The organism is Methylobacter sp. BBA5.1, assembly GCF_000746145.1.
Classification (GTDB): domain Bacteria; phylum Pseudomonadota; class Gammaproteobacteria; order Methylococcales; family Methylomonadaceae; genus Methylobacter; species Methylobacter marinus.
In genome coordinates, this window is record NZ_JQKS01000016.1 from 11,631 (window position 1) to 32,045 (window position 20,415).

Consider the following 20,415-nt stretch of genomic DNA (forward strand, 5'->3'; position numbering starts at 1 on the left):
GCCCTTTCCGAACACGATTATCAGTAACCCGCACAAAAGGAACCAAGAGAACAGCAACATGAATTTTCATAGTGTAGAAAAAATTGGCGGCACCTCCATGAGCAATTATGCCGCGGTACGCGACAACATTATTTTCAAACCCACACGAAGCGCCCAGCCTTATCAGCGCATCTTTGTTGTTTCGGCCTATGCCGGGGTCACCAACGACCTGCTGGAGCATAAAAAAACAGGGCAACCCGGCGTTTTTTCCTTGTTCGCCAACAATGATGACGATGATGGCTGGCGTCAAGCGCTGCAGACTTTAAGAGCAAAAATGCAAGGCATTAATGCCGCTCTCTTTGAAAACGGCGACCTGCTGGCGCAAGCTGATGCCTTTATCGGCGAACGACTCGATGATGCCGAACGCTGTTTAACGGACCTGCATCGTCTCTGCCAGCATGGCCATTTTGCCCTGGATTCTCACCTGGCTACAGTCCGGGAAATGCTTGCCAGTATCGGCGAAGCGCATAGCGCCTGGAACATGGCGCAGCTGTTAAAATGTGACGGGGTTAATGCTTGTTTCATTGATTTAACGGGTTGGAGATCCACGCGGCATTTTGCTTTGGACGATCATATTCAGTTGGCTTTTGAAGGGCTTGATTTCGATACCCAACTGCCCATCGTCACCGGCTATGCGCACAGTGAGGAGGGTTTGATGTCCAGTTTCGACCGGGGCTACAGCGAAATGACATTCAGCCGGATTGCGGTATTGACCCAGGCCCAGGAAGCCGTCATACACAAGGAGTTTCACCTGAGCAGTGCCGACCCGCGGGTGGTAGGTGAAGAAAACACGGTTCCCATTGGCCGCACTAACTATGATGTCGCGGACCAGTTGGCTAACCTGGGAATGGAGGCGATACACCCCAAGGCTGCCAAGGGGCTTCGCCGGAACAATATTCCTTTGCGCGTCAAAAATACGTTTGAACCGGACCACAGCGGCACATTGATTACCGGTGACTACGTCAGCGATACCCCGTGCGTGGAAATTATCGCTGGTTGCAAAAGCGCTTATGCCCTGGAAATTTTCGATCAGGACATGGCGGGTAATATTGATCGATACGATCGCGAAATCCTGACCGCGATACGCCGCTTCAACGCCAGTATCATTGCCAAGGACATTAATGCCAACACCATTACGCATTATCTGTCCACGAACCTGAAAACGATAGAACGGATTCGACGGGTGCTTGAAGAGGCATTTCCTGACTCGGAAATCGACCAGCAGAAAGTGGCCATCGTTTCGGCAATCGGCAGCGATATGCAAGTGCCTGGCATTCTGGCCAAAACAGTGGGGGCTTTAGCCAGCCACAATATCAGTGTGTTGGCCATGCATCAATCCATGCGCCAAGTCGATATGCAGTTTATTATCAATGTCGATGATTATGAACAGGCGATTAAAAGTCTGCATAGCTGCCTGGTTGAGGTCCATGATCATGGTCGGGCCATCTGTCTTGCCTCATAGCGCCATTGCCGCCGTTGCGGCTATCGGCGGGTGGGTGTAACGCACCGGAAAAGGCGCGTTACGCGGCGGCGCGTTAGATCACCATGAAGGGGTTGGGCTTGGGATTGGCCAGTATTTTCAATACCGACCGGATATCGGCTTCCAAGATGTTGAGCGTGGTGTAAAGCTCTTCGTTGTCATATTGTTCGTCGAACCGGAAAGACTCGATCATCGGCAGCAATTCCGCTAATTTTGTCTGTAAATTCTCTCTGTCCACTATTTATCGCTCCAAAAGGTCAGAACGGGTTATTGATCGGTTTAGCAGGCAGGCCGCCTGCTGTAAGAGGTTATCTCCAACAGGCAAAAGTCTACGATAAATGCGGCATTTGTTGAAAGTCTATTTTTGGCGCGAGGCCGGTAGGGATAGCGTGCGGGAGCGCCTTCTATCAGCAGTCTCCTTTACGGCAGCAAGCGAAAGCATATTTCAAAGCCTTCGCGTCCTCGACACACCGCTACGCTGCTCCTGCGTTGCCTACAGGGATGTAGGTACTTAGCGTGAGCAGGAGCAGTTTTCTACCTACCTCCTGCATAATCCCCATGGATGGGGTGAATGCAGAGAAATGACGGGGTCATTTCCTGTTCCTGTAGTCGTTCGTGGTGAAATATTCAGGCGAATCGATTGCTCAGTCTTCAGGACCGTAGCACTTGGCATAATCGGCACAGACATCACAGGACGGCGCGCGGCAAAGGTACAGGCCTTCCGCCTCGCAGAGCTGTTTATACAGGAATTTTTTCCATTTCATGTCCTTGTCGTTTTTGGCGGCCAGCCCGGGAAAATTGTAGCCCAGCATGTCGCTCAACTGGCCGCGGCTCCATAACCCCAAATCCTGCCACAAGTGATCGCTGCCCAGGCACCCGGCCACGATAATGGAAATGATACAGTTGTTTTCAAAGGTGTAGGCCTGACTGTATTGCTTAAGCAGATTGACCAGATCGTCCCGTTCCAGCATGCGGCTGAAATCCGGCCGTATGCCCGAAGGCGCCTGTTCGGGCACGTCGCAATCCGGAAAAAAGTGGCCGACCAGTTCGTTAAACTGCAAGGGCTCAAGGCCCAGATAGTCGGGCAAGGCGCTTGCACCGGCACACCAGCTGGCCACGATGCAGGCCAGCCATTCGTGGTTGGGCGTCGCTATCGCTTGCGATTTCAGCCGGGAATACAACCTTTCCCTGTCATCCTGGAGCCGGGGCATGGCAGCCATCATCAATATTCGACCAGAATGTCTTCATCGCGAACGATCATCTGACAGGCCAGACGCCAGGGCGATGGCAGGTCATCGACGATCATCTGCTCCAGCTCTTCCTTGGTGATTTTGCCGGATTGCCTTAATACGGTTTTTTCCTTTTCCGTTAAAGGGCCGCCCATGCGCTCGAGTTTTTTATCGATACTGCTGACTTTAACCAGACAAGTGCCGCATTCGCCGTCTTCGCATTCAAAATTGATCGGAATTTTGTTTTCCCGCGCCAGTTTCAGCACGGTTTGGGTATGGCTGCCAGCGACAGCATAGACGGTTTTGTCCCGGTATTCAGGGCTTGAAAAAGTAACTAAGGCCATAACACGTTTCCTTAAAAATTGAGTTGATTATCACGATTTACGGACGGATCCGTTCATACCGGCTTGACGGAGATTTTCCCGCTCAGGACCTGAGCCTGACAAGCCAGGCGGTTATGCTTGCCGGCCATGTTTTCGCGCAGGACCTTGTCCTCCAACACTGATGGTTCGGTCAGATTGTTCCAGCCGTCGGTGACTTTCATGATGCAGGTGCCGCAATCGCCTTCGCGGCAGCCGTAGGTAATGCCGGAACCGACTTTTTCCGAGATTTCGATAATCCGGGTGCCGGCCGGCGCCGATACGGTGATATTGATGTCTTCAAACGTTATGCTTGCTTTCGCCATGGTGGTATCTCTTTAATGTGGTTAAAAAATTGTAGGGTACGCATCGCGTACCATTGCCAAACCATAAAAGGTACGCGATGCGTACCCTACGCCAGATCAGCCATGTCAATCACTCTGGATTGCCGCACCCCCGTCAGTTCCCGGGCCAATTCCAGACCAAATTCGCGGCAGTTCCGGATTTCTTCCTCGGTCGGAATTAATTTAACGCGCAGCCCCGGAATGGGGACGCGCAATTTGAGACCGCGCAAGCGATCCTCAACCATTTTCACCGCCTCGCCGCTCCAGCCGTAAGACCCGAACACGCCCCCCAGTTTGGTTTTGAGATTGACGACGGCCAGGGACGACAATAAATCCCAAACCGGCTTGACGGCATCGCCGTTGATGGTCGGCGTGCCGAACAACAATCCGTCCGCGCCCTCGATCAAATCGACGAAAGGGGCTATCTCGCCGCCTTCCAGGTCATACAGGGACACGCGCACGTTGTTGACGGTCATGGCGCCTTCGTAAATGGCTTCAGCCATGCGCCGGGTATTGCCGTACGAGCTGATGTAAAAAATCAGCAGGGTTTTGGGGCCTTCGCCGACTTCGCTTTGCTGGACCGCCCGCGACAGTTCGCGATAGCGATGCACATAGCGTTGCGGCTGGTCGCGCAGCAGCGGGCCGTGCGCCGGGGCAATCTGGCTGATCGGCAGCAGAGGCTCGATCAGGTCCAGGGCGCGGTTTACATGCTCCTTGAACGGCCGCATGATATGGGCGTAGTAATATTCGAAGGAAAAACGGAAATCGCCGACTTCGTCATTGAACAGGCGCAGGTCGCAAAAGTGGCAGCCGAAGACATCGCCCGAGAACAGGATGCGTTCCTCCGGCAGATAGGTGCATTGCGTATCGGGCCAATGCAGATACGGCGTATGGAAAAATTCAAGCGACCGGTCGCCCAAGGTCACCTGGTCGCCGGTCAACACGGGCGTAAATTCAAATTTATCCTGCTTCAGCAGGGCCTTGAGCATGGATTGGGCTTTCTGCGAGATGTACAGCTGCGCCTGGGGCGCCCGCCGCATGAGTTCGGGCAAGGCGCCGGTATGGTCGGGCTCCAGATGATTCAGGACGATGACTTTGATTTCGTCATAGCGCGCCACGGTTTCCAGCCGGGCAAAGAAATCCCCGGCAAAATTTTCCTTAACGGTGTCGATAATGGCAACACCTTCGCTGCCCCGCACCGCATAGGCGTTATAGCTGGTGCCATTGGCCGTTTTGAGGATGATGTCGAAGGTACGCAGGGTCGGGTCGAGCGCGCCTATCCAGTGCACCCGCTCCGATAAGGCCACCGCCTGAACCTGTCCATCCTTGATCAACTGCGGAACTTTGCTCATGGTTGCAACTTGGCTGTTGAGCCTTCGACCGGTTTTCGCCGGCAGCTTTCCAGGTCGCTGTCGATGTTGATCTCGCGCAAGCCGATCCAGTTGTCTATTTTCTGCTGATCAAAGCCGACCATCCTTTCGTCGCCGACCTGGAGCAGGGGGCGGCGAATCAGTAATGGCTCTTCCAGCATCCGCGTCAAGGCCACATCTTCACTGATGGCAAGCGGATCAATCTGGCCGTTTTTGATGGCCGGGGCGCTGTAGTTAAACCACTGATGCACGGGTTCGTTGCCGAAGAAGGCACGCAAGCGTTCCTTCAGCCAGGGCTCGGTCAATAAATTGCACTCAATCACCTGATGGCCTGCCGCCGTCAGCAGTTTCTTCTGCCGGGTATTGTTGATGCAACCGGGTTTTTCGTAGAAATAGACCGTAGCCACGGCTGTTGTCCTGTGTTTAGTGGGCTTGCAACTCGGCCATCGCTTCGGCCATTTTTTCCGGCGGAATTCCGGTCAGGGATCCGGGTGGATTGATCGCCTCGCCCAGCGAATTGAGTATGGCCCCTTCTATCGGGCAAATGCTGGCGCATTGATAAACCGGATAGTCGCCTTCGCATTCGGTGCATTTCTTGCTGTTGACCCGAAAATGCGGTTTGGCTTCATAGATCGCCTGGCTGGGGCAGACCGGCTCGCAGGCATAGCAGTTAACGCAGGATTAAATAATTTTTACCGCCATATCAGGCTCCTAAGAATCGCGGGGCATGCATGCCTTGCAGGCATGCATGCCTAAATATTCCAATGATCAGGGTGGGAGCAAGAACACTGCCACCCTGTGTTACTGTGCAGCTTTTATGCACTTGCTCTGGCAGCTTCAGGCTTGGCATCCAGCTTGCCCGCCGCGGCCATTTCCTTGTAAACGGCCATGACGGCTTCCTCGATCGGTTCCATGGGATGCTCGCCGTTCGGCTGGATACCGGCCGCTTCCAGCTGTTCCCAAGGTTCATAGCCGACCTTCGAACACAGCACCGCTTCACAGCCTTCCAGCGACCGGATCGTGCGCATCAGGGTCGATTCGGTTTCGCCGCAGGTAGTATCGCCGCCGCAATATTGATCGGCCTTGCGATGACTGATAAAGCGCACGCCGTCCGGCGAGGCCTCATAAATCAGAAATTCCTTGGCATGGCCGAAGTGCATGTTGATCACGCCCTGTCCGCTGGTCGCAACCGCCATCAATACCGGACGCGTATCAAGCTTGGGTTCTTGCTTGAACTGCTCGACCTTGGCCGCTTTCTCCAGGCGCTTGCTGTCCATCTCGGCCTGAATGGCTTCATGGATGACCTTGCGTTTTTCCATCGCCGCCTGGTAATCGATTTCCATGTCCTCGATCTTGTCCAGCGTGAATTCATCGCCGCGATCCTCGCCGAGCAAGCCTACGGCATCGGCGCGGCATTGACGGCAGTGGCGCATCATGTTCATGTCGCCGGAGCAGGCATCCTGCAGGTCTTGCAATTCATCGGGCGTAGGACCGCGCTGCCCCATCACGCCGTAGAACGTGCCATGCTCGGCTTCGGCGATCAGCGGCATGACGTTGTGCAAAAACGCGCCTTTGGATTTGACGACTTTACTGACTTCAGCCAGATGCTTGTCGTTGACGCCCGGGATCATGACCGAGTTGACTTTAACCAGAATGCCTTTGGCAATCAGCATTTCCAGGCCTTTCTGTTGCTGTTCGATCAGGATTTTCGCGGCTTTTACGCCTTTAATGCGGCGGTTATTCCAGAAGATCCAGGGATAGATTTTCGCACCGATTTCAGGGTCGACCGTATTGATGGTAATCGTGACATGATCGATATTGTGTTTGGACAACTCTTCCACGGCATCGGGCAGAGCCAGGCCGTTAGTGGATACGCACAATTTAATATCGGGCGCTTCCTCGCTCAGCCGGCGGAAGGTTTCGAACGTACGTTCCGGATTCGCGAGCGGATCGCCGGGGCCGGCAATGCCCAATACCGTCATTTGCGGAATGGTGGCGGCCACGGCCATGGTCTTTTTAACGGCCTGATCGGGCGTCAACAGTTCCGAAACCACGCCGGGACGCGATTCATTGGCGCAATCGTATTTACGGTTGCAATAGTGACATTGAATGTTACAGGCGGGCGCCACAGCCACGTGCATTCTGGCGAAATAATGGTGGGCGTCTTCCGAATAGCAGGGATGGTTCTGGACCTTCTCCCGAATTGAATCGGGCAGTTGATCCATTTGATCATCGGTTGAACCACAGGAACCTGCTGAACATCCGCCTGCTGCTTTGGGTGCATCATTGAGTACTGGCAATTCCATAATATTTGACCTCGTAAGTTATGTTTGCATAAAGTAAATGCATAGGCCGTGCCAATATATTATGTTATTGATTTTTAATGCATTTAGTTAGTTTTATGCGGACGATGTCGCAAACACAACAGGTATATAGGCGAGTTTTGTAATCAATCGGACAATGAATCAATCACGCAATCTTTGGTAATAGCCGGGGCAATTTCGCCTGCTTGCTCGCGCTGTCGAGTGCCGCGGCCCAGCACAGGATGCCGCCCTCCCTACCGGCTTCTACGGTAGATGGGCAGTCCCGGCCGCCAGGCACTCCAGCCCGGAGGCCACTCGGGCAGCGATTCATGCACGCCGATCACGAGCAGCCCGTCCGTCGCCAGGCAGGCATCGAGATGATGCAGGATTTCCTGCTGCCGGTCGGCCGAGAAGTAGGTAAACGCCAGATTTCGGCAGAGAATGAGGTCGAAGGGTCCGGTCGGCATGGCTTTACGCAGGTCCTGCACCTTCCAGCTTACCGGTCGGCGGTATTCCGGCTTGATGCAATACTGCCCCTGATCCTCGGTAAAGGCGAGCTCGCGCCAAATCGAAGGCAATTCCCTGAGACTGCTGGCCGGGTAGCACCCGCGCCGGGCTCGCGCGATCTGGGCCGGATCGGCGTCCGTGGCGGTCAGTGAAAACGAGATATCCGGAACCCGCGGCGCGATTTGCAACGCCCAGATCAAGGCCAGCGTGTAGGCTTCCTCGCCAGCGCCGCAGCCTGCGCTCCAGCCATAGAGCCGGAGCCCATTGCGATGTCGACATAGACGGACCAGTTCCGGCAAGCCTTCCCGGGCGAGCACATCGAACATCTGGCGATCGCGGTAAAAACGCGAGATCGTGATCCGACAGAACGTGTCCAGTATCTGCCATTCCTGCTCGTGAGTCGTGAGATAGCGGCGGTAGCCTTCCAGATCAGTCAATTGCAATGTTGCGATACGGCACGCCACGCGCTTGATCACCTGGCGCCGCACTTTCCGGAATCCCGGCCAGCGCAGTCCCAGGCGCGGCAAGGCCCATTGCAGAAAGTCCAGCCATCGCGCCTCCGGCTCGGTCACCGATGAGTCTGGCGGCCGTGACCGAAGCGCGCCGTCGGCATAGCGGTCATTGTCATCATGCTATCTCCGTTGCCTTCAGGTTTTTGATACCGTTTTCATAAGAGCTGAGAATAAAAATCAGACCGCAAAATGGTCGCAGTGATCCCGTTCGTCATCCAACTTCAAGCCACATCGTAATACCATTCCAGCAATTCCTCGCCACCCCAGTTTTCGGCTTCGGCGGGGATGGTTTCGTCTGTTTCGTAGAGTGTCATTTGCCCAGGCTTGGGTGAAGTCACCAATAGGCTTTCGGCATACTCTATCGAGCAGCCTTGTTTGCCTGTGGCGTCTGTTAGCCATTGCGCGGCCATGGCAATGGCTTCTTGCCGGGCCTCGCCGAAGCCGAAGACGGCATAATCGTGTTGCACGTATAAAATAGTCATTGTTTTTTTCCTTGCAGGCAGTCCTCGAATGCCGGGTTTATCAACCCAGCCGACCTCGGTTAAATTTGCTTCATGGTGATATCCAGCACCTGGATGCGATAGGCGATCTGGCGCGGCGTCATGTTGAGCAGCCTTGCGGCCTTGGCCTGCACCCAACCGCTTTGCTCCAGCGCGGCGATCACCCGCTCACGGTCATCGAGCGTTTCATCGTTGACATCGACTGGCAGGGCTTTTTGGGGTTTAAGCACGGCCTGGTGACCGATTTCATCCTCTAGCCCGGTGTTGACCATGACGTCCCTGTCGATCACGCCGTTGGGACTCATGATTGCGGCCCGCTCGAGCCGGTTGGCCAGTTCCCGCACATTGCCGGGCCAGTTGTGCTTCATCAGGATGCGGATAGCGCTGTCCTTGATTTCCAGGTAACGCCCGCCCTGCTGGGCTGATATCCTGCCCAGCAAAAACTCGGCCAGTTGCGGGATGTCTTCGGTTCTGTCGCGCAGGGCCGGCATGTGGATGGGCATGACATTCAGCCTGTAATACAAGTCTTCCCGGAATTTGCCCTCGGTGACCAGTTCTTCCAGATTGCGGTTGGTCGCGGCGATGATGCGCACGTTGACGTTGATGGTCTTGGTGCCGCCCACGCGTTCGAATTCGCCTTCCTGCAGCACGCGCAGCAGCTTGGCCTGGAACGAGGCCGATATCTCGCCGATCTCGTCCAGAAACAGGGTGCCGTTGTCGGCCAGTTCGAAGCGCCCTTTGCGTTGCGTCAGGGCGCCGCTGAAGGCGCCTTTTTCATGGCCGAACAATTCGGATTCCAACAGGGTATCCGGCAGGGCCGCGCAATTGAGCTTCAGGAACGGTCCGCTGGCGCAGCCCGAGTTGAAATGGATGGCATTGGCGACGACTTCCTTACCGGTGCCCGATTCGCCGCGGATCAGGACAGTGGTATTCCATTTGGCGACCTGGCGAATCAAGTCGAACACTTTCAGCATCGGCGGCGAATGGCCAACGATATTTTCAAAGCTGTAGTTCTTGATCAGGGCCTGTTTCAGATGATCCCGCTCGCTGAGCAGATCACGCTGCTTGCGCTCCATGGCCCGAAGCATCTTGACGCTTTGCGCGATCAGATTGGCGACCATTTCCATAAAACGGGCCCGCTCACCCAGGAACAGGCTGTTGGTGGGCTGCGCCGCCAGTACCCCGACCAGCTCGCTTTTTTCCACATAAATGGGTGAGCCTATGAACGGCAACTCGGGATCGTACAGCCCCAGCCTGCCCAAAAAGCGCGGTTCCTCGGCTACTTTTTCGACCACGATGGTGCTGCCGGCATCGAGTATGGTGCCGACCAGTCCCTCGCCCGGCTGGTATCTGACCGGTTGGGCCGGTTTGACGGGGCCGTCGCTGTGCAGGGCCGTGACGACCATGGCATTATTTTCGGTTTCCCGCAATGCAATCATGCCTGAACGCATGCCGGATCTTTTATGCAGAATTTCCAGCACGCCTTGCAGTTTGGCGTGCAAGTCTTGAGTGCTGTTCAAGACCTGACTGATCAAGTATAAGGTGTCCAGTTCGGCTTCTATTAATTCGGTACGCTCAATCATTATACTTACTCGCTATTCCGACACTCTGCGCATGGGGAAACTGATGATAAAGCGGCAACCCTGATGATAATTCGGGTCTATTTCGATCAATCCCTGATGCTGGTTGATGATTTCCTTGACCATGACCAATCCCATACCGGCTTGGTTACCGCCCATGGGTCGCGTGGTATAAAAAGGTTCGAATACTTTGGAGCGCTTATCGGGGGGAATGCCCGGGCCGCTATCTTCTATGCAGACGTAGACCAGGTCGGCATCGGAATCGGTAGTGATTTTAAGCCGCGACTCCCCGGAACCGGATTCGCTCATGGCTTCGATCGCATTATCGATGAGTTGCTTGAACAAGATGCGCAGGCGATTTTCCGAGCCCAGGATCGTCGGCAGCGCCTGCATGGGATGCCAATGCACTTCGATGTCATGGCTCATGAAACGTTGCTCGCTAAGCAGCATCATCTCATGCAGGATTTTGTTAAGATTGACCGGAATAATGGCCGTTTGATAGATCTCGGGGATGCATTTTTGCATGGTCGCAACCGCTTCTTCGCCCGATTTCTGTATTTGCTGCAAAATCTGCAGCAGCCCTTGATGCTGGGCATCGCCCTTATGCCGAAAGATCTGCTCCGCGGCTCGGATCTGGTTCATCGGCATCTGGATCTGGTGCATGGCGCCCAGCAATGTCTCCCTGATACCGCGTACCCGCTCATCCTCGACCATCATGGTTTTCAGGGTCTGGATATGCAGTTCCTCCATTTGCCGGCGTTGTTTGGTTATATCGGTCAGGGTCAGTATCAGATAGCGTTTTGAATTGTCTTCAAAAAAAGCATCGGCATTGACTTCTTTTTCCACGAACCAGTTGCCGGCGCAGGAAAACCAGCGCACGCCCTGATGGCCCCGGGTTTCCACCCGGAACTCCCGGTTATTGAAGCCTTGTTCAGCAAGTTGCAGCTGCTCCCACATGTCGCCCATCTCATTGCGCAACAGCTCCAGGAAATAAAGCCCCGGCTCGCCTTTGTCCAGATCGCTGACCAGCGCCTTATACAGCTGATTATCCAGAATGACCCGGTCATGTTCATCGAGCACGACCATGGCGATCGGCGATGAATTGATCACGGATTCAATCAGCAGTTTTTGGTTGGTGACTTTTTTCTCGAACTCGTAGTCGTTGGTTACATTCCGGTGCATGCCGATATAGTGCGTGATTTCCTTTTCACTGTTCAGCATGGGTGTGATAGTCAGGTCGGCGAGATAACGATGCCCCTGTTTATGCCGGTTGATCAGCCGGCCGTGCCATATCTTCTTGCTGCTGATGGTATGCCACAAATCATAATAAACATGCCGCGGCGTGGATTTGTCCGATAGCAGGGATTCATTTTCGCCCAGAACATCCACCGGCGTGTAGCCGGTGACCCGGGTGAATTCTTCATTCACATAGAGGATCCGGGCTTTTTTGTCGGTAATGGAAATAGCGATGGGCGCCTGCTCGACCGTTTCGATAAACAGCCCGCACGGCCCCCTGTTATCAATGTCATTTCCCAGCATAATGGCTTCAAGTTCTGCATTGATGCACTTGCCTTTATTGCTATGAGTCCACAGGTATTGCAACGAGGTCTTTTTCATACGTCATATCGTAAATTAAGAATTCTGCCGATACTCAAGCAAAAATAAAGCCAAATTTTGTAAGGAAATAAAAATAGGCAGAATCCGGGATGCGAAATCTCCCTTGCAGCCTTATTTTCAACCCTAAATTATGTAAGGTTTACGACACAGGGATTCCTGTCTATGTCGCTATGTCTTAATTGCGACAGTATTTTTGCACCATATTAGTGCATTGACGCACTTGTTTTGGCCATAGGTCTTATTGAATCGGCATTTTTATCAATTTGGCATGTTTGATGCTGTAGGTGAGTAAAAAAACAGCCTGGAAAAAACAGTGAGCGAATATTTGTTACTTTTATTAGGTACAGCGCTGGTCAATAACGTGGTGCTGGTCAAATTCCTGGGGCTTTGTCCGTTCATGGGCGTGTCCAACAAGCTGGATACGGCCCTGGGCATGGGACTGGCGACCACCTTTGTCTTGACATTGGCGGCCATCGCCAGCTGGCTGATCGAGCATTTCATTCTGGCACCGTTCAATATTCAGTTTCTGCGCATCTTGGCCTTCATTCTGGTGATCGCCGCCGTCGTTCAGTTCACTGAGATGGTGGTCCATAAAACCAGCCCGGTTCTGTATCAGATCCTGGGGATTTTCCTGCCGTTGATCACCACGAATTGCGCGGTCCTGGGCGTGGCTTTGCTGAATGTGCAGGCGCAATACGGGTTCATGCAAAGCATGACTTTCGGTTTCGGGTCCGCCGTCGGTTTTACGCTGGTCATGGTATTGTTCGCGGGCCTGCGCGAGCGATTGGCCTTGATGAGCGTGCCGGTCTTGTTTGCCGGCTCGCCGATCGCTTTCATTACGGCTGGGATTTTATCACTGGCGTTCATGGGTTTCGCTGGACTGTACACTAAATAGTCTATTTAAGGGGAAATCATGTTTATCTTAACTGCCGTTGTAAGTTTGACTACGTTAGGACTTATTTTGGGTTTAATGCTGGGTATCGCCGCCAAGTATCTGAAAGTTGAAAGCAATCCGATCGTCGATGAACTGGAAGCATTGATGCCCGGTTCACAATGCGGGCAATGCGGTTATCCTGGCTGCAGACCGGCCGCGGAGGCTTTGGCCGCCGGCGAAGCGTCCCCTACCTTGTGCCCGCCCGGAGGCAGTTCATTGGCCGAACAACTGGCAAAATTGCTGGGCGTGGAAATCGACCTGAGCGATGTAAAAGACCCTGAACTGCTGGTCGCCCGGGTCAGTGAAGACACCTGCACCGGTTGTACGCGCTGCTTCAAGGTGTGTCCGACCGATGCGATCGTCGGCGCGCCGAAACAGATACATGCCGTGGTGGCCGATGCCTGTATCGGCTGCAAGAAATGCGTGGCCGTCTGTCCGACCGAATGCCTGCAAATGCATCCGGTCGAGGTCACCTTGCGCAACTGGCGCTGGCCTAAACCGTCCGTTTCCGAAGAGGTCGCCACATGCTGAAACTATTCAAAAAGCGTCGCATCCGCGGTGGCGTTCATGCCGAAGAACATAAAGCCTCCACGTCCGGCCAGCCTATCGCGGTTGATTTTCCGCTGCCCAAGAAACTGTATATTCCACTGCAACAGCATGTCGGCAAAGCGGCGGAACCGGTAGTCAGGGTTGGCGACCGGGTGTTGAAAGGTCAACTACTGGCTCACAGTCAGGGCATGATTTCCGCACCGGTGCATGCCTCAAGTTCGGGCATGATTGTCGATATCAATGATTACCCGGCCCCGCATCCTTCCGCATTGCCGATACGCACCGTCGTACTGGAAACGGACGGCGAGGACAAATGGCTCGAACAGCCTCTGGCCGGTGATCCATTTCAACTCGATCCCGAGGAAATCAGCCTGCTCGTCGGCGCCGCCGGCATCGTGGGCCTGGGCGGAGCAGCCTTTCCTTCGGCGGTCAAATTGAATCTGGGACGCAAAAACAAGATACACACGCTGCTGATTAACGGCGGCGAATGCGAACCTTATTTAACCTGCGATGACCGTCTGATGCAGGAGCGGGCCGTAGAGATTATCGATGGCATACGGCTGATGCTGCACGGCATGGAGACCGGACAGGCGATTGTCGGCATCGAGGACAACAAGCCCGCGGCCTATCAAGCCATGCAGGATGCCAGCCTTCCCTATCCGTTTATTAAAGTGGAACAGGTGCCGACCCGCTATCCCATGGGTTGGGACAGGCAACTGATTCGCTATCTCACCGGCAATGAAGTGCCGGCCGGCGGGCGGTCCGCCGATGTGGGCGTGATCATGCATAATGTCGGCACGGCTTATTCGGTGCATAAAGCAATCCGCCTCAATCAGCCGTTGATCAACCGTGTTGTCACGGTTGCCGGCGGTGCCGTGGCATTGCCTATGAATATCGAGGTGCCTATCGGTACATTGATTAGCGAATTGTTTGCTTTCTGCGGCGTCGACCAGGATGCCACACAGCGGATCGTCATGGGCGGCCCCATGATGGGCGATGCCCTGCCGCATAGCAATTTGCCGATCGTCAAAGCATCCAGCGGTATTCTGGCGTTGACCCGGAAGGAGATCAGATCCACGGCCCAGCAGCCTTGCATCCGTTGTGCCCAATGCGTCAGCGCCTGTCCCGCCGGACTACTGCCGTTAGACATGGCTAACCGTATCCGTAACAATCAATTGGATGCCGCCGTCGACATTGGCCTTAAAGACTGTATCAGTTGCGGCTCCTGTTCTTATGTCTGCCCGTCCAACATTCCTTTGGTGCATTATTTCAAGTATGCCACTGGCGAACTGGTCGCCAGACAGCAAGCCCAACACAAATCAGAACAGACCAAGCGGTTGATCGATGACCGTAATGCCCGCATAGCCCGCATCAAAAAGCAGCAGGAGGAAGAGGAAGAAGCGCGCTTGGCGGCCAAGGCGGAAAGAGAACGCTTAAAAAATGAACAAGGGACATTAGCATGATTGCAACTAAAAAGCTTAGCAGCGGTGCTCATACCGGGACCAACGTCACGGTCCAGCGCATTATGTGGCAGGTGATATTGGCCATAACGCCGGCGACTGCATTGGGACTTTTCTATTTTGGCTGGCCCGCCGTGAACCTGTTTATTATTACCATCCTGTCCGCCATACTGTTTGAGGCGTTCTGTCTGCGCCTGGCGGGCAAGGTCGCCATATCCGCCATTCTGGATGGTTCCGCACTGTTGACCGGCTGGCTGGTGGCCATGACGCTGCCGCCCTGGGCACCTTGGTGGATAGGTGTTGCCGGTTCCGGAGTTGCGATTATTCTAGGTAAGCAGGTTTATGGCGGCCTGGGACAAAACCTGTTCAATCCGGCCATGCTGGCCAGGGTCGCGTTGTTGATTTCTTTTCCGATTGAAATGACGACCTGGGCAAACGTGGCGCCGATCAATTCATCGCACGCTCCCAATTTCAGCGAAAGCTGGTCAATTACTTTTTCCGGCCTGGATACTATGGCGCCTATCGATGCCATCACCGGCGCAACCACGCTGGGATTCGTTAAAACCGAATTTTCACAAAAGCATTTATTGCCCGATATATTGGCGGATTATTCCTTATTTTTTGATTTTTTAGGCTGGACTCGCGGCAGCCTGGGCGAAACCTCGGCACTGTTGCTTGGCCTGGGTGGACTCTGGCTGATCCGGCAAGGCGTAATCAAATGGCACATCCCCGTCTCGTTATTATTAACCGTCACGGTATTGTCGGGTTTCTTTCATCTGATGGATAGCCATCATTACCTTACTCCTTTAGTGCACTTGAACTCGGGGGCTCTGATGTGCGTCGCGTTTTTTATCGCTACCGATTATGTCACGTCACCTAACACGCCGGCCGGCCAGCTCGTTTTCGGCATGGGCTGCGGGCTGCTGATTTTTGTTATCCGCACCTGGGGCGCGTACCCTGAAGGCGCCGGTTTTGCCGTGCTGCTGATGAACGCGGCGACACCGCTGATAGACCATTACATTAAGCCGAGAATATACGGCCGCTATCGTAACGGAAAACCCTTGGAGCCTAAAACTGTTGAACAGGAGCGTAAGTCATGAAGCTCGACTCTGCCGAATCCAAAGGGGCGATGGAAAAGGAAAACCCGAAACACTGGCTGGAACTGTCAAATCTGGAACGCTTGAGATCCAGGCTGACTTTTCAAACAGGCATTTTGGCGGGATTTGCCCTGATTGCCAGCTTTTTGCTCGGCATCACCAATTTAGGCACTCAGGATGCCATTCAACAACGACTGGACGAAGATTTAAAAAAATCGCTGGAAGAAGTAATGCCCGCGGCATTGCATGATAATGATCTGTTAAAGGATACGTTGACTATCCCATCCAGGGAGGACAACTTGGGCGCTAATGAAACCATCGTCTATATCGCCAGGAAAGCCGGACAAGTCAGCGCAGTCTGTTTCAAACTTGCCGCGCCTGATGGTTATTCGGGAGCAATTAACATGGTCATGGGCGTAAGCCGCGAGGGGGAAATTTTAGGCGTACGCATTATCAGTCATGCCGAAACACCCGGCTTGGGCGATAAGATTGAGACAGCCAAGTCAAACTGGATAATGGATTTTGATGGCCGCTCCCTGCTTAACTTGACCGATGTCCAGTGGGCAGTCAAAAAAGACGGCGGCGTTTTCGATCAGTTTAGCGGCGCTACCATTACGCCGCGCGCGGTCGTAAAAGCAGTCCATCGCGGCCTGCAGTTTTTTAACCGGCACCGTAACGAATTAATCGACTCAAAATAGAAGGCGGTAATATGTTTATCTCTGATAGCTATCGAAAAATAATGCGGGACGGCATTTGGGACAATAATATCGTATTTAGCCAATATCTGGCACTGTGCCCTTTGCTGGCTGTGACCGTAACGGCGACCAACGGCTTGGGCATGGGGCTGGCCACTCTGGCAGTACTGATCAGCACTAACGGCATAGTTTCGCTTTCCAGGCAACTCATCCCTTCGGAAGTCCGTATTCCGATTTTCGTATTGTTGATTGCCGCGATAGTTACCGTTGTGGATATGGTCATGAATGCCTGGCTGCACGAATTACATAAAGTATTAGGTCTGTTTATCCCGCTTATCGTCACTAACTGTGCCATCCTGGGGCGTGCCGAATCATTTGCCTCCAGACAGCCTGTTTCGCCTTCTTTATGGGATGGTTTGATGATGGGATTAGGTTTCACCATGGCCCTGGTCGTATTAGGAGCAGCCAGGGAAATCGCCTCGACCGGAACATTATTCGCCAATGCCTCACTGCTGCTTGGCGATGGATTCAAGTTCATCGAATTGACCCTGATTCCTGACTATAAAGGCTTTCTGTTGATGGCGCTGCCACCGGGCGGATTCATCATGCTGGCGTTTATTATTGCCGGTAAACGATTGCTGGACCGGAAGCGCGCCGCCAACAAGCCTCAGGTAGATTTACTACCCGAGCAAGCGATACCGGAGGAAATAGCATGAATGTAGGTGTTTGTTACGCACAGGCTGATAAACAGTTATGGATGCGTCTGGAAGTCCCTGAGAACAGTACCATAGAAGAAATTATCCGCCTTTCCGGCATATTAACCCAGTATCCTGAAATCGACCTGTCCATGCAAAAAGTCGGCATTTTCGGCAAGATAGCCAAACTGGATGTCACCGTGCAAGAAGGCGACCGCGTGGAAATCTATCGTCAGATCACTGCGGACCCTAAGCAGGTTAAGCGCCGCAGAATCGAACCTTCGGCACAATCGTGACGATGCTGATATCACCATAAACGACCGACTATGTATATTTGCGTTTGTAAAGCTGTAACCGACTCGCAAATTCAGGCCGCTATCGCTATGGGTATGTGCAGTCGCAGGCAGTTGGTCAAATGTTTCGGTGTCGGTAAAGACTGCGGGAAATGTAATAAAGAAGTTAAAGCCATGCTTGAGCAAAGCATACAACCTTTATTCTCACCCTCTTCTTATAACAGAAGTGCCAGGGAATTAAGTGAATTCGGCACTTAAGCTGGCAGCATATTTAAGGCAGTGGAAAATAAGCAGGAAATATGAGTCCACCGGAAGCCAGGCTTAAATTGATTGATGGTTCAGCGTGCAGAACTACTCACAGCCTTAAGAATCATTGCAACGCTGGCCCGAGGACGGAACCAAGCTTATTATTGATCTTTATCAGCAGTAAAAATGTGCCTGAGCCTAATTGTCAAGACATTTATTACTTTTAATTTTGGATTATGGACTTGTCGGATCGATATCATCCATCGTTCCCATGCATTGGCATGGGAACGATGAAAAATTTTCCGGACAATCAAACTGTCGTCATCCGACTGTTGGTCATTTTAAAAAAAATTCCCCCAGAGAAATAGCCCGGATGTTTTCTAGCCTTCAAGCACCGCCAGTCTGTCTTCAAGCAGTTTCTCAAGTGTTTCCAATGCTTTGGTAAAGCCTTCGATACCCTCAGACAATTTTTCGGAAGCCATACGGTTTTCAGCATGCATGCGATCGAAAGTGGCTTTATCCATAGTGATTTTTTCAATAGGGGCATTAGCTGCTTTTTGTGGATCCAGCTTGCGCACTAATTCACCTTCGGTAGCCTGCAATTCGCCTAATAAAGCCGGAGCAATCGTCAGCAGGTCGCAGCCCGCCAATTCTGTGATTTCTCCAATGTTGCGGAAACTTGCGCCCATAACTTCGGTTTTATAACCGAATTTTTTATAGTAGTTATATACATCGGTAACTGATAATACGCCTGGATCTTCAGCAGGCGCATAAGAATCGCGGCCGGTGTCCTTCTTGTACCAATCAAGAATACGGCCCACAAACGGAGAAATCAGCGTAATGCCATTCTCGGCGCAAGCAATCGCCTGATGCATGCCAAACAGTAAAGTCAGGTTACAGTGAATACCTTCTTTTTCCAGAACCGCCGCAGCCTGAATCCCTTCCCAGGTGGAAGCAATTTTAATCAGCACTCGCTCGCGGGAAACGCCTTGCTCTTCATACATCTTAATCAATTCACGGCCGACAGCAATGCTGGCCTCGGTATCATAAGAAAGACGCGCATCAACTTCTGTAGAAACACGACCTGGAATAACTTCGAGTATTTTATGCCCAAAAGAAACCGCCAGACGTTCGAAAGCAAGGTTTGCCACCTCTGCTGCCGACGCGCTCTTACCTAATGTTGCCCTGGCGCCTTTCAATGTATCATCGACAATACCTTGATATTGCGGCATTTGCGCGGCCGCCGTGATCAGTGAGGGGTTAGTCGTGGCATCGCGTGGTTTGAAAGTTTCAATAGCCTGGATATCGCCGGTATCGGCTACAACCACGGTCATTTCCCTCAATTGTTCAAGTAAATTCTTTGCCATAAATGGTACCTTTCGTTTTCAAATTAAAAAAATCCGCAGGCGCACTTACTATATTCAAATATTAAGTAAGATAGCAGCAATTAGACCGTGAGCGGAGAACTCATCATTGAAGTAAATCCGGGCGTATATATTACCTTAATCCGAGGAGGAGACGCATAGAAGAGTCGCAATTTTTATCGGACCTCTAGAATCCACCCGACTTCAGACCGAATTGTGGGAAAAAATTTTCAAATCTGTTTTTTATTTTTAAAGCTACTAATTCGAAATCAGATCGGTTAATGACCGCTCTAAGTCATTCGATTGCTTTGTATTTTATTTCCCGCTTCACGTCAAGAAAAAGGCTACTGCCCTCGCATATACGGGGGCAGTCATTCACCCGGAGCCCTTTGCGCAGTTGCGTTTCTAATGTACACCTTTAATATAAAGGTTCAGCATAAGTAGGGGGCCTATTTCTCTTGGATTCGGGGCAGCGGATGGAATATGCCCCGGATTTTCAGGTATGTGTTAACCCAGGTTGCGCAGATACTTCTCTACTCCGGTGGCTGATTCTTCTTCCTTTTTATCCAGATACTTAGCCACTCCGGTTGCTGGAGCGGCAGCCTCTGCAACTTCTTCTGATTCAGTCTGTCTTTCCAGGTATTTGGTAACGCCGGTTGCCGAAGCCGCTTCCTGTTCCTTCAAATATTTTTCAACTCCAGTAAGTCCGCTTGTTGTATCTCTGGTATAGACAGGATACGTTTTTTCAGCAGGCGCTTTAGGTTTTCTGCCGAAGAAAAATAGTCCCGCCACAGCAAAAGCACCTAAACCAAGTAAGTAATTTGTCATTGATTTCTCTTCTTTCTTTTCTGTAGTAGCTACCGCACCAGTTGATTTTGATTCTTCGGTAGAAACCGATTTTGGAGCAGCTGGTTTTGATTTTGATGTTGGAGCAACAGGAGCGGATTGAGTATGTTTGTATTCAGTATCCTGATAAACAACTTCCGGTTTAAAAGTTGCCGCGGGATATCTTTCATCAGGTTGAGCTGTTTCCGCGGTAGCTGACTTGGATTTTTCGGCCGAAGCAGACTCAGCATGTTTGTACTCTGCATCCTTGTAAAGAACCTTCGGCTGGAAATCAGCTGCTGGATACTCCGTTTCTGCTCCCGCTATGGGACTGGCTAGCAGCAATGCTGCTAATACACCTGTCGTCAAATTATTCATTTTCACGTTGTTCCCCTATGAGTCGTAATAAGCGGTTAG

Annotated in this window: 22 protein-coding genes and 1 pseudogene; 9 read left to right on the forward strand and 14 right to left on the reverse strand. The window is 52.5% G+C overall.

All coding sequences use genetic code 11. From position 1 onward, the window contains the following. Positions 1 to 58 precede the first annotated feature (58 nt). On the forward strand, positions 59 to 1,501 hold the full coding sequence (locus tag EK22_RS10820; protein WP_020159820.1) for an aspartate kinase: 1,443 nt from the start codon (positions 59 to 61) through the stop codon (positions 1,499 to 1,501). Positions 1,502 to 1,574: 73 nt separating this feature from the next. On the opposite strand, the gene EK22_RS10825 is transcribed toward EK22_RS10820, so the two are convergent. From EK22_RS10825 to nifL, 12 genes and pseudogenes are all read right to left on the reverse strand, one after another. Continuing rightward, complete coding sequence (locus EK22_RS10825) at positions 1,575 to 1,757, reverse strand: hypothetical protein (RefSeq protein WP_036250897.1); 183 nt, start codon at positions 1,755 to 1,757, stop codon at positions 1,575 to 1,577. A 406-nt stretch (positions 1,758 to 2,163) separates the two neighbouring features. After that, on the reverse strand, positions 2,164 to 2,730 hold the full coding sequence (locus EK22_RS10830) for a nitrogen fixation protein NifQ (protein WP_369798210.1): 567 nt from the start codon (positions 2,728 to 2,730) through the stop codon (positions 2,164 to 2,166). A gap of 11 nt (positions 2,731 to 2,741) precedes the next feature. Further along, positions 2,742 to 3,092 carry a 2Fe-2S iron-sulfur cluster-binding protein gene (locus EK22_RS10835; protein ID WP_036250900.1) on the reverse strand — a complete coding sequence of 117 codons (351 nt, stop codon included), beginning with the start codon at positions 3,090 to 3,092 and terminating at the stop codon, positions 2,742 to 2,744. 53 nt (positions 3,093 to 3,145) lie between these two features. Continuing rightward, positions 3,146 to 3,433 carry a 2Fe-2S iron-sulfur cluster-binding protein gene (locus EK22_RS10840; protein WP_020159816.1) on the reverse strand — a complete coding sequence of 96 codons (288 nt, stop codon included), beginning with the start codon at positions 3,431 to 3,433 and terminating at the stop codon, positions 3,146 to 3,148. A gap of 86 nt (positions 3,434 to 3,519) precedes the next feature. Continuing rightward, positions 3,520 to 4,803, reverse strand: coding sequence for an FprA family A-type flavoprotein (locus tag EK22_RS10845; protein WP_036250902.1), 1,284 nt, complete (start codon positions 4,801 to 4,803; stop codon positions 3,520 to 3,522). Beyond that, complete coding sequence (locus EK22_RS10850) at positions 4,800 to 5,228, reverse strand: ArsC/Spx/MgsR family protein (RefSeq protein WP_036250905.1); 429 nt, start codon at positions 5,226 to 5,228, stop codon at positions 4,800 to 4,802. The genes EK22_RS10845 and EK22_RS10850 overlap by 4 nt, the downstream gene beginning before the upstream one ends. Before the next feature lie 16 nt (positions 5,229 to 5,244). Then, a pseudogene (locus EK22_RS25505) lies at positions 5,245 to 5,499 on the reverse strand (4Fe-4S dicluster domain-containing protein); the annotation flags it as partial. A 137-nt stretch (positions 5,500 to 5,636) separates the two neighbouring features. Beyond that, a complete protein-coding gene (gene nifB / locus EK22_RS10860) occupies positions 5,637 to 7,127 on the reverse strand; it encodes a nitrogenase cofactor biosynthesis protein NifB (protein WP_036250909.1) in 1,491 nt (496 codons plus the stop codon). Between the two features lie 251 nt (positions 7,128 to 7,378). Next, the gene (locus EK22_RS10865; RefSeq protein WP_020159811.1) at positions 7,379 to 8,203 is read right to left on the reverse strand and encodes a CheR family methyltransferase; all 825 of its coding nucleotides are present in this window, start codon (positions 8,201 to 8,203) and stop codon (positions 7,379 to 7,381) included. 161 nt (positions 8,204 to 8,364) lie between these two features. Further along, the gene (locus EK22_RS10870; protein ID WP_036250912.1) at positions 8,365 to 8,625 is read right to left on the reverse strand and encodes a hypothetical protein; all 261 of its coding nucleotides are present in this window, start codon (positions 8,623 to 8,625) and stop codon (positions 8,365 to 8,367) included. Between the two features lie 59 nt (positions 8,626 to 8,684). Then, complete coding sequence (gene nifA, locus EK22_RS10875; RefSeq protein WP_020159809.1) at positions 8,685 to 10,226, reverse strand: nif-specific transcriptional activator NifA; 1,542 nt, start codon at positions 10,224 to 10,226, stop codon at positions 8,685 to 8,687. 12 nt (positions 10,227 to 10,238) lie between these two features. Further along, positions 10,239 to 11,840 (reverse strand): nitrogen fixation negative regulator NifL, encoded by a 1,602-nt coding sequence (gene nifL, locus EK22_RS10880; RefSeq protein WP_020159808.1) that lies wholly within the window; start codon positions 11,838 to 11,840, stop codon positions 10,239 to 10,241. A gap of 313 nt (positions 11,841 to 12,153) precedes the next feature. Here nifL and rsxA point away from each other — a divergent pair, with 313 nt between their 5' ends. The 8 genes from rsxA to EK22_RS23650 are packed head-to-tail and all read left to right on the forward strand — an operon-like array spanning position 12,154 to position 17,821. After that, a complete protein-coding gene (gene rsxA / locus EK22_RS10885; protein WP_020159807.1) occupies positions 12,154 to 12,735 on the forward strand; it encodes an electron transport complex subunit RsxA in 582 nt (193 codons plus the stop codon). Positions 12,736 to 12,753: 18 nt separating this feature from the next. After that, complete coding sequence (gene rsxB / locus EK22_RS10890; RefSeq protein WP_027147353.1) at positions 12,754 to 13,305, forward strand: electron transport complex subunit RsxB; 552 nt, start codon at positions 12,754 to 12,756, stop codon at positions 13,303 to 13,305. Beyond that, entirely contained in the window at positions 13,299 to 14,786 is a 1,488-nt protein-coding gene (gene rsxC, locus EK22_RS10895; RefSeq protein WP_020159805.1) for an electron transport complex subunit RsxC, read from the forward strand. Before rsxB ends, rsxC begins: the two co-directional genes overlap by 7 nt. After that, entirely contained in the window at positions 14,783 to 15,883 is a 1,101-nt protein-coding gene (locus tag EK22_RS10900) for an RnfABCDGE type electron transport complex subunit D (protein WP_020159804.1), read from the forward strand. Before rsxC ends, EK22_RS10900 begins: the two co-directional genes overlap by 4 nt. Continuing rightward, entirely contained in the window at positions 15,880 to 16,578 is a 699-nt protein-coding gene (gene rsxG / locus EK22_RS10905; RefSeq protein WP_020159803.1) for an electron transport complex subunit RsxG, read from the forward strand. The genes EK22_RS10900 and rsxG overlap by 4 nt, the downstream gene beginning before the upstream one ends. Positions 16,579 to 16,589: 11 nt before the next feature. Then, complete coding sequence (locus tag EK22_RS10910; RefSeq protein ID WP_020159802.1) at positions 16,590 to 17,291, forward strand: electron transport complex subunit E; 702 nt, start codon at positions 16,590 to 16,592, stop codon at positions 17,289 to 17,291. Next, positions 17,288 to 17,566: an RnfH family protein gene (locus EK22_RS10915; RefSeq protein ID WP_020159801.1), complete on the forward strand. Its 279-nt coding sequence runs from the start codon at positions 17,288 to 17,290 to the stop codon at positions 17,564 to 17,566. The genes EK22_RS10910 and EK22_RS10915 overlap by 4 nt, the downstream gene beginning before the upstream one ends. Positions 17,567 to 17,596: 30 nt before the next feature. Further along, positions 17,597 to 17,821 carry a (2Fe-2S)-binding protein gene (locus EK22_RS23650; protein ID WP_081917851.1) on the forward strand — a complete coding sequence of 75 codons (225 nt, stop codon included), beginning with the start codon at positions 17,597 to 17,599 and terminating at the stop codon, positions 17,819 to 17,821. 368 nt (positions 17,822 to 18,189) lie between these two features. Here the strand turns inward: EK22_RS23650 and EK22_RS10920 are convergent, their stop codons facing one another. Together EK22_RS10920 and EK22_RS10925 are read right to left on the reverse strand one after the other, a co-directional pair. After that, a complete protein-coding gene (locus tag EK22_RS10920) occupies positions 18,190 to 19,176 on the reverse strand; it encodes a transaldolase (RefSeq protein WP_020159800.1) in 987 nt (328 codons plus the stop codon). A gap of 504 nt (positions 19,177 to 19,680) precedes the next feature. Then, positions 19,681 to 20,382 (reverse strand): hypothetical protein, encoded by a 702-nt coding sequence (locus EK22_RS10925; RefSeq protein ID WP_027147352.1) that lies wholly within the window; start codon positions 20,380 to 20,382, stop codon positions 19,681 to 19,683. Positions 20,383 to 20,415 lie beyond the last annotated feature (33 nt).

What these genes read in the sequence shown, in the direction of transcription:
- EK22_RS10820 (WP_020159820.1), top strand. Translation starts at nt 59, where the DNA reads ATGAATTTTCATAGTGTAGAAAAAATTGGCGGCACCTCCATGAGCAAT.
- EK22_RS10830 (WP_369798210.1), bottom strand. Translation starts at nt 2,730, where the DNA reads ATGCCCCGGCTCCAGGATGACAGGGAAAGGTTGTATTCCCGGCTGAAA.
- EK22_RS10835 (WP_036250900.1), bottom strand. Translation starts at nt 3,092, where the DNA reads ATGGCCTTAGTTACTTTTTCAAGCCCTGAATACCGGGACAAAACCGTC.
- EK22_RS10840 (WP_020159816.1), bottom strand. Translation starts at nt 3,433, where the DNA reads ATGGCGAAAGCAAGCATAACGTTTGAAGACATCAATATCACCGTATCG.
- EK22_RS10845 (WP_036250902.1), bottom strand. Translation starts at nt 4,803, where the DNA reads ATGAGCAAAGTTCCGCAGTTGATCAAGGATGGACAGGTTCAGGCGGTG.
- nifB (WP_036250909.1), bottom strand. Translation starts at nt 7,127, where the DNA reads ATGGAATTGCCAGTACTCAATGATGCACCCAAAGCAGCAGGCGGATGT.
- EK22_RS10870 (WP_036250912.1), bottom strand. Translation starts at nt 8,625, where the DNA reads ATGACTATTTTATACGTGCAACACGATTATGCCGTCTTCGGCTTCGGC.
- nifA (WP_020159809.1), bottom strand. Translation starts at nt 10,226, where the DNA reads ATGATTGAGCGTACCGAATTAATAGAAGCCGAACTGGACACCTTATAC.
- nifL (WP_020159808.1), bottom strand. Translation starts at nt 11,840, where the DNA reads ATGAAAAAGACCTCGTTGCAATACCTGTGGACTCATAGCAATAAAGGC.
- rsxB (WP_027147353.1), top strand. Translation starts at nt 12,754, where the DNA reads ATGTTTATCTTAACTGCCGTTGTAAGTTTGACTACGTTAGGACTTATT.
- rsxC (WP_020159805.1), top strand. Translation starts at nt 13,299, where the DNA reads ATGCTGAAACTATTCAAAAAGCGTCGCATCCGCGGTGGCGTTCATGCC.
- EK22_RS10900 (WP_020159804.1), top strand. Translation starts at nt 14,783, where the DNA reads ATGATTGCAACTAAAAAGCTTAGCAGCGGTGCTCATACCGGGACCAAC.
- rsxG (WP_020159803.1), top strand. Translation starts at nt 15,880, where the DNA reads ATGAAGCTCGACTCTGCCGAATCCAAAGGGGCGATGGAAAAGGAAAAC.
- EK22_RS10910 (WP_020159802.1), top strand. Translation starts at nt 16,590, where the DNA reads ATGTTTATCTCTGATAGCTATCGAAAAATAATGCGGGACGGCATTTGG.
- EK22_RS10915 (WP_020159801.1), top strand. Translation starts at nt 17,288, where the DNA reads ATGAATGTAGGTGTTTGTTACGCACAGGCTGATAAACAGTTATGGATG.
- EK22_RS23650 (WP_081917851.1), top strand. Translation starts at nt 17,597, where the DNA reads ATGTATATTTGCGTTTGTAAAGCTGTAACCGACTCGCAAATTCAGGCC.
- EK22_RS10920 (WP_020159800.1), bottom strand. Translation starts at nt 19,176, where the DNA reads ATGGCAAAGAATTTACTTGAACAATTGAGGGAAATGACCGTGGTTGTA.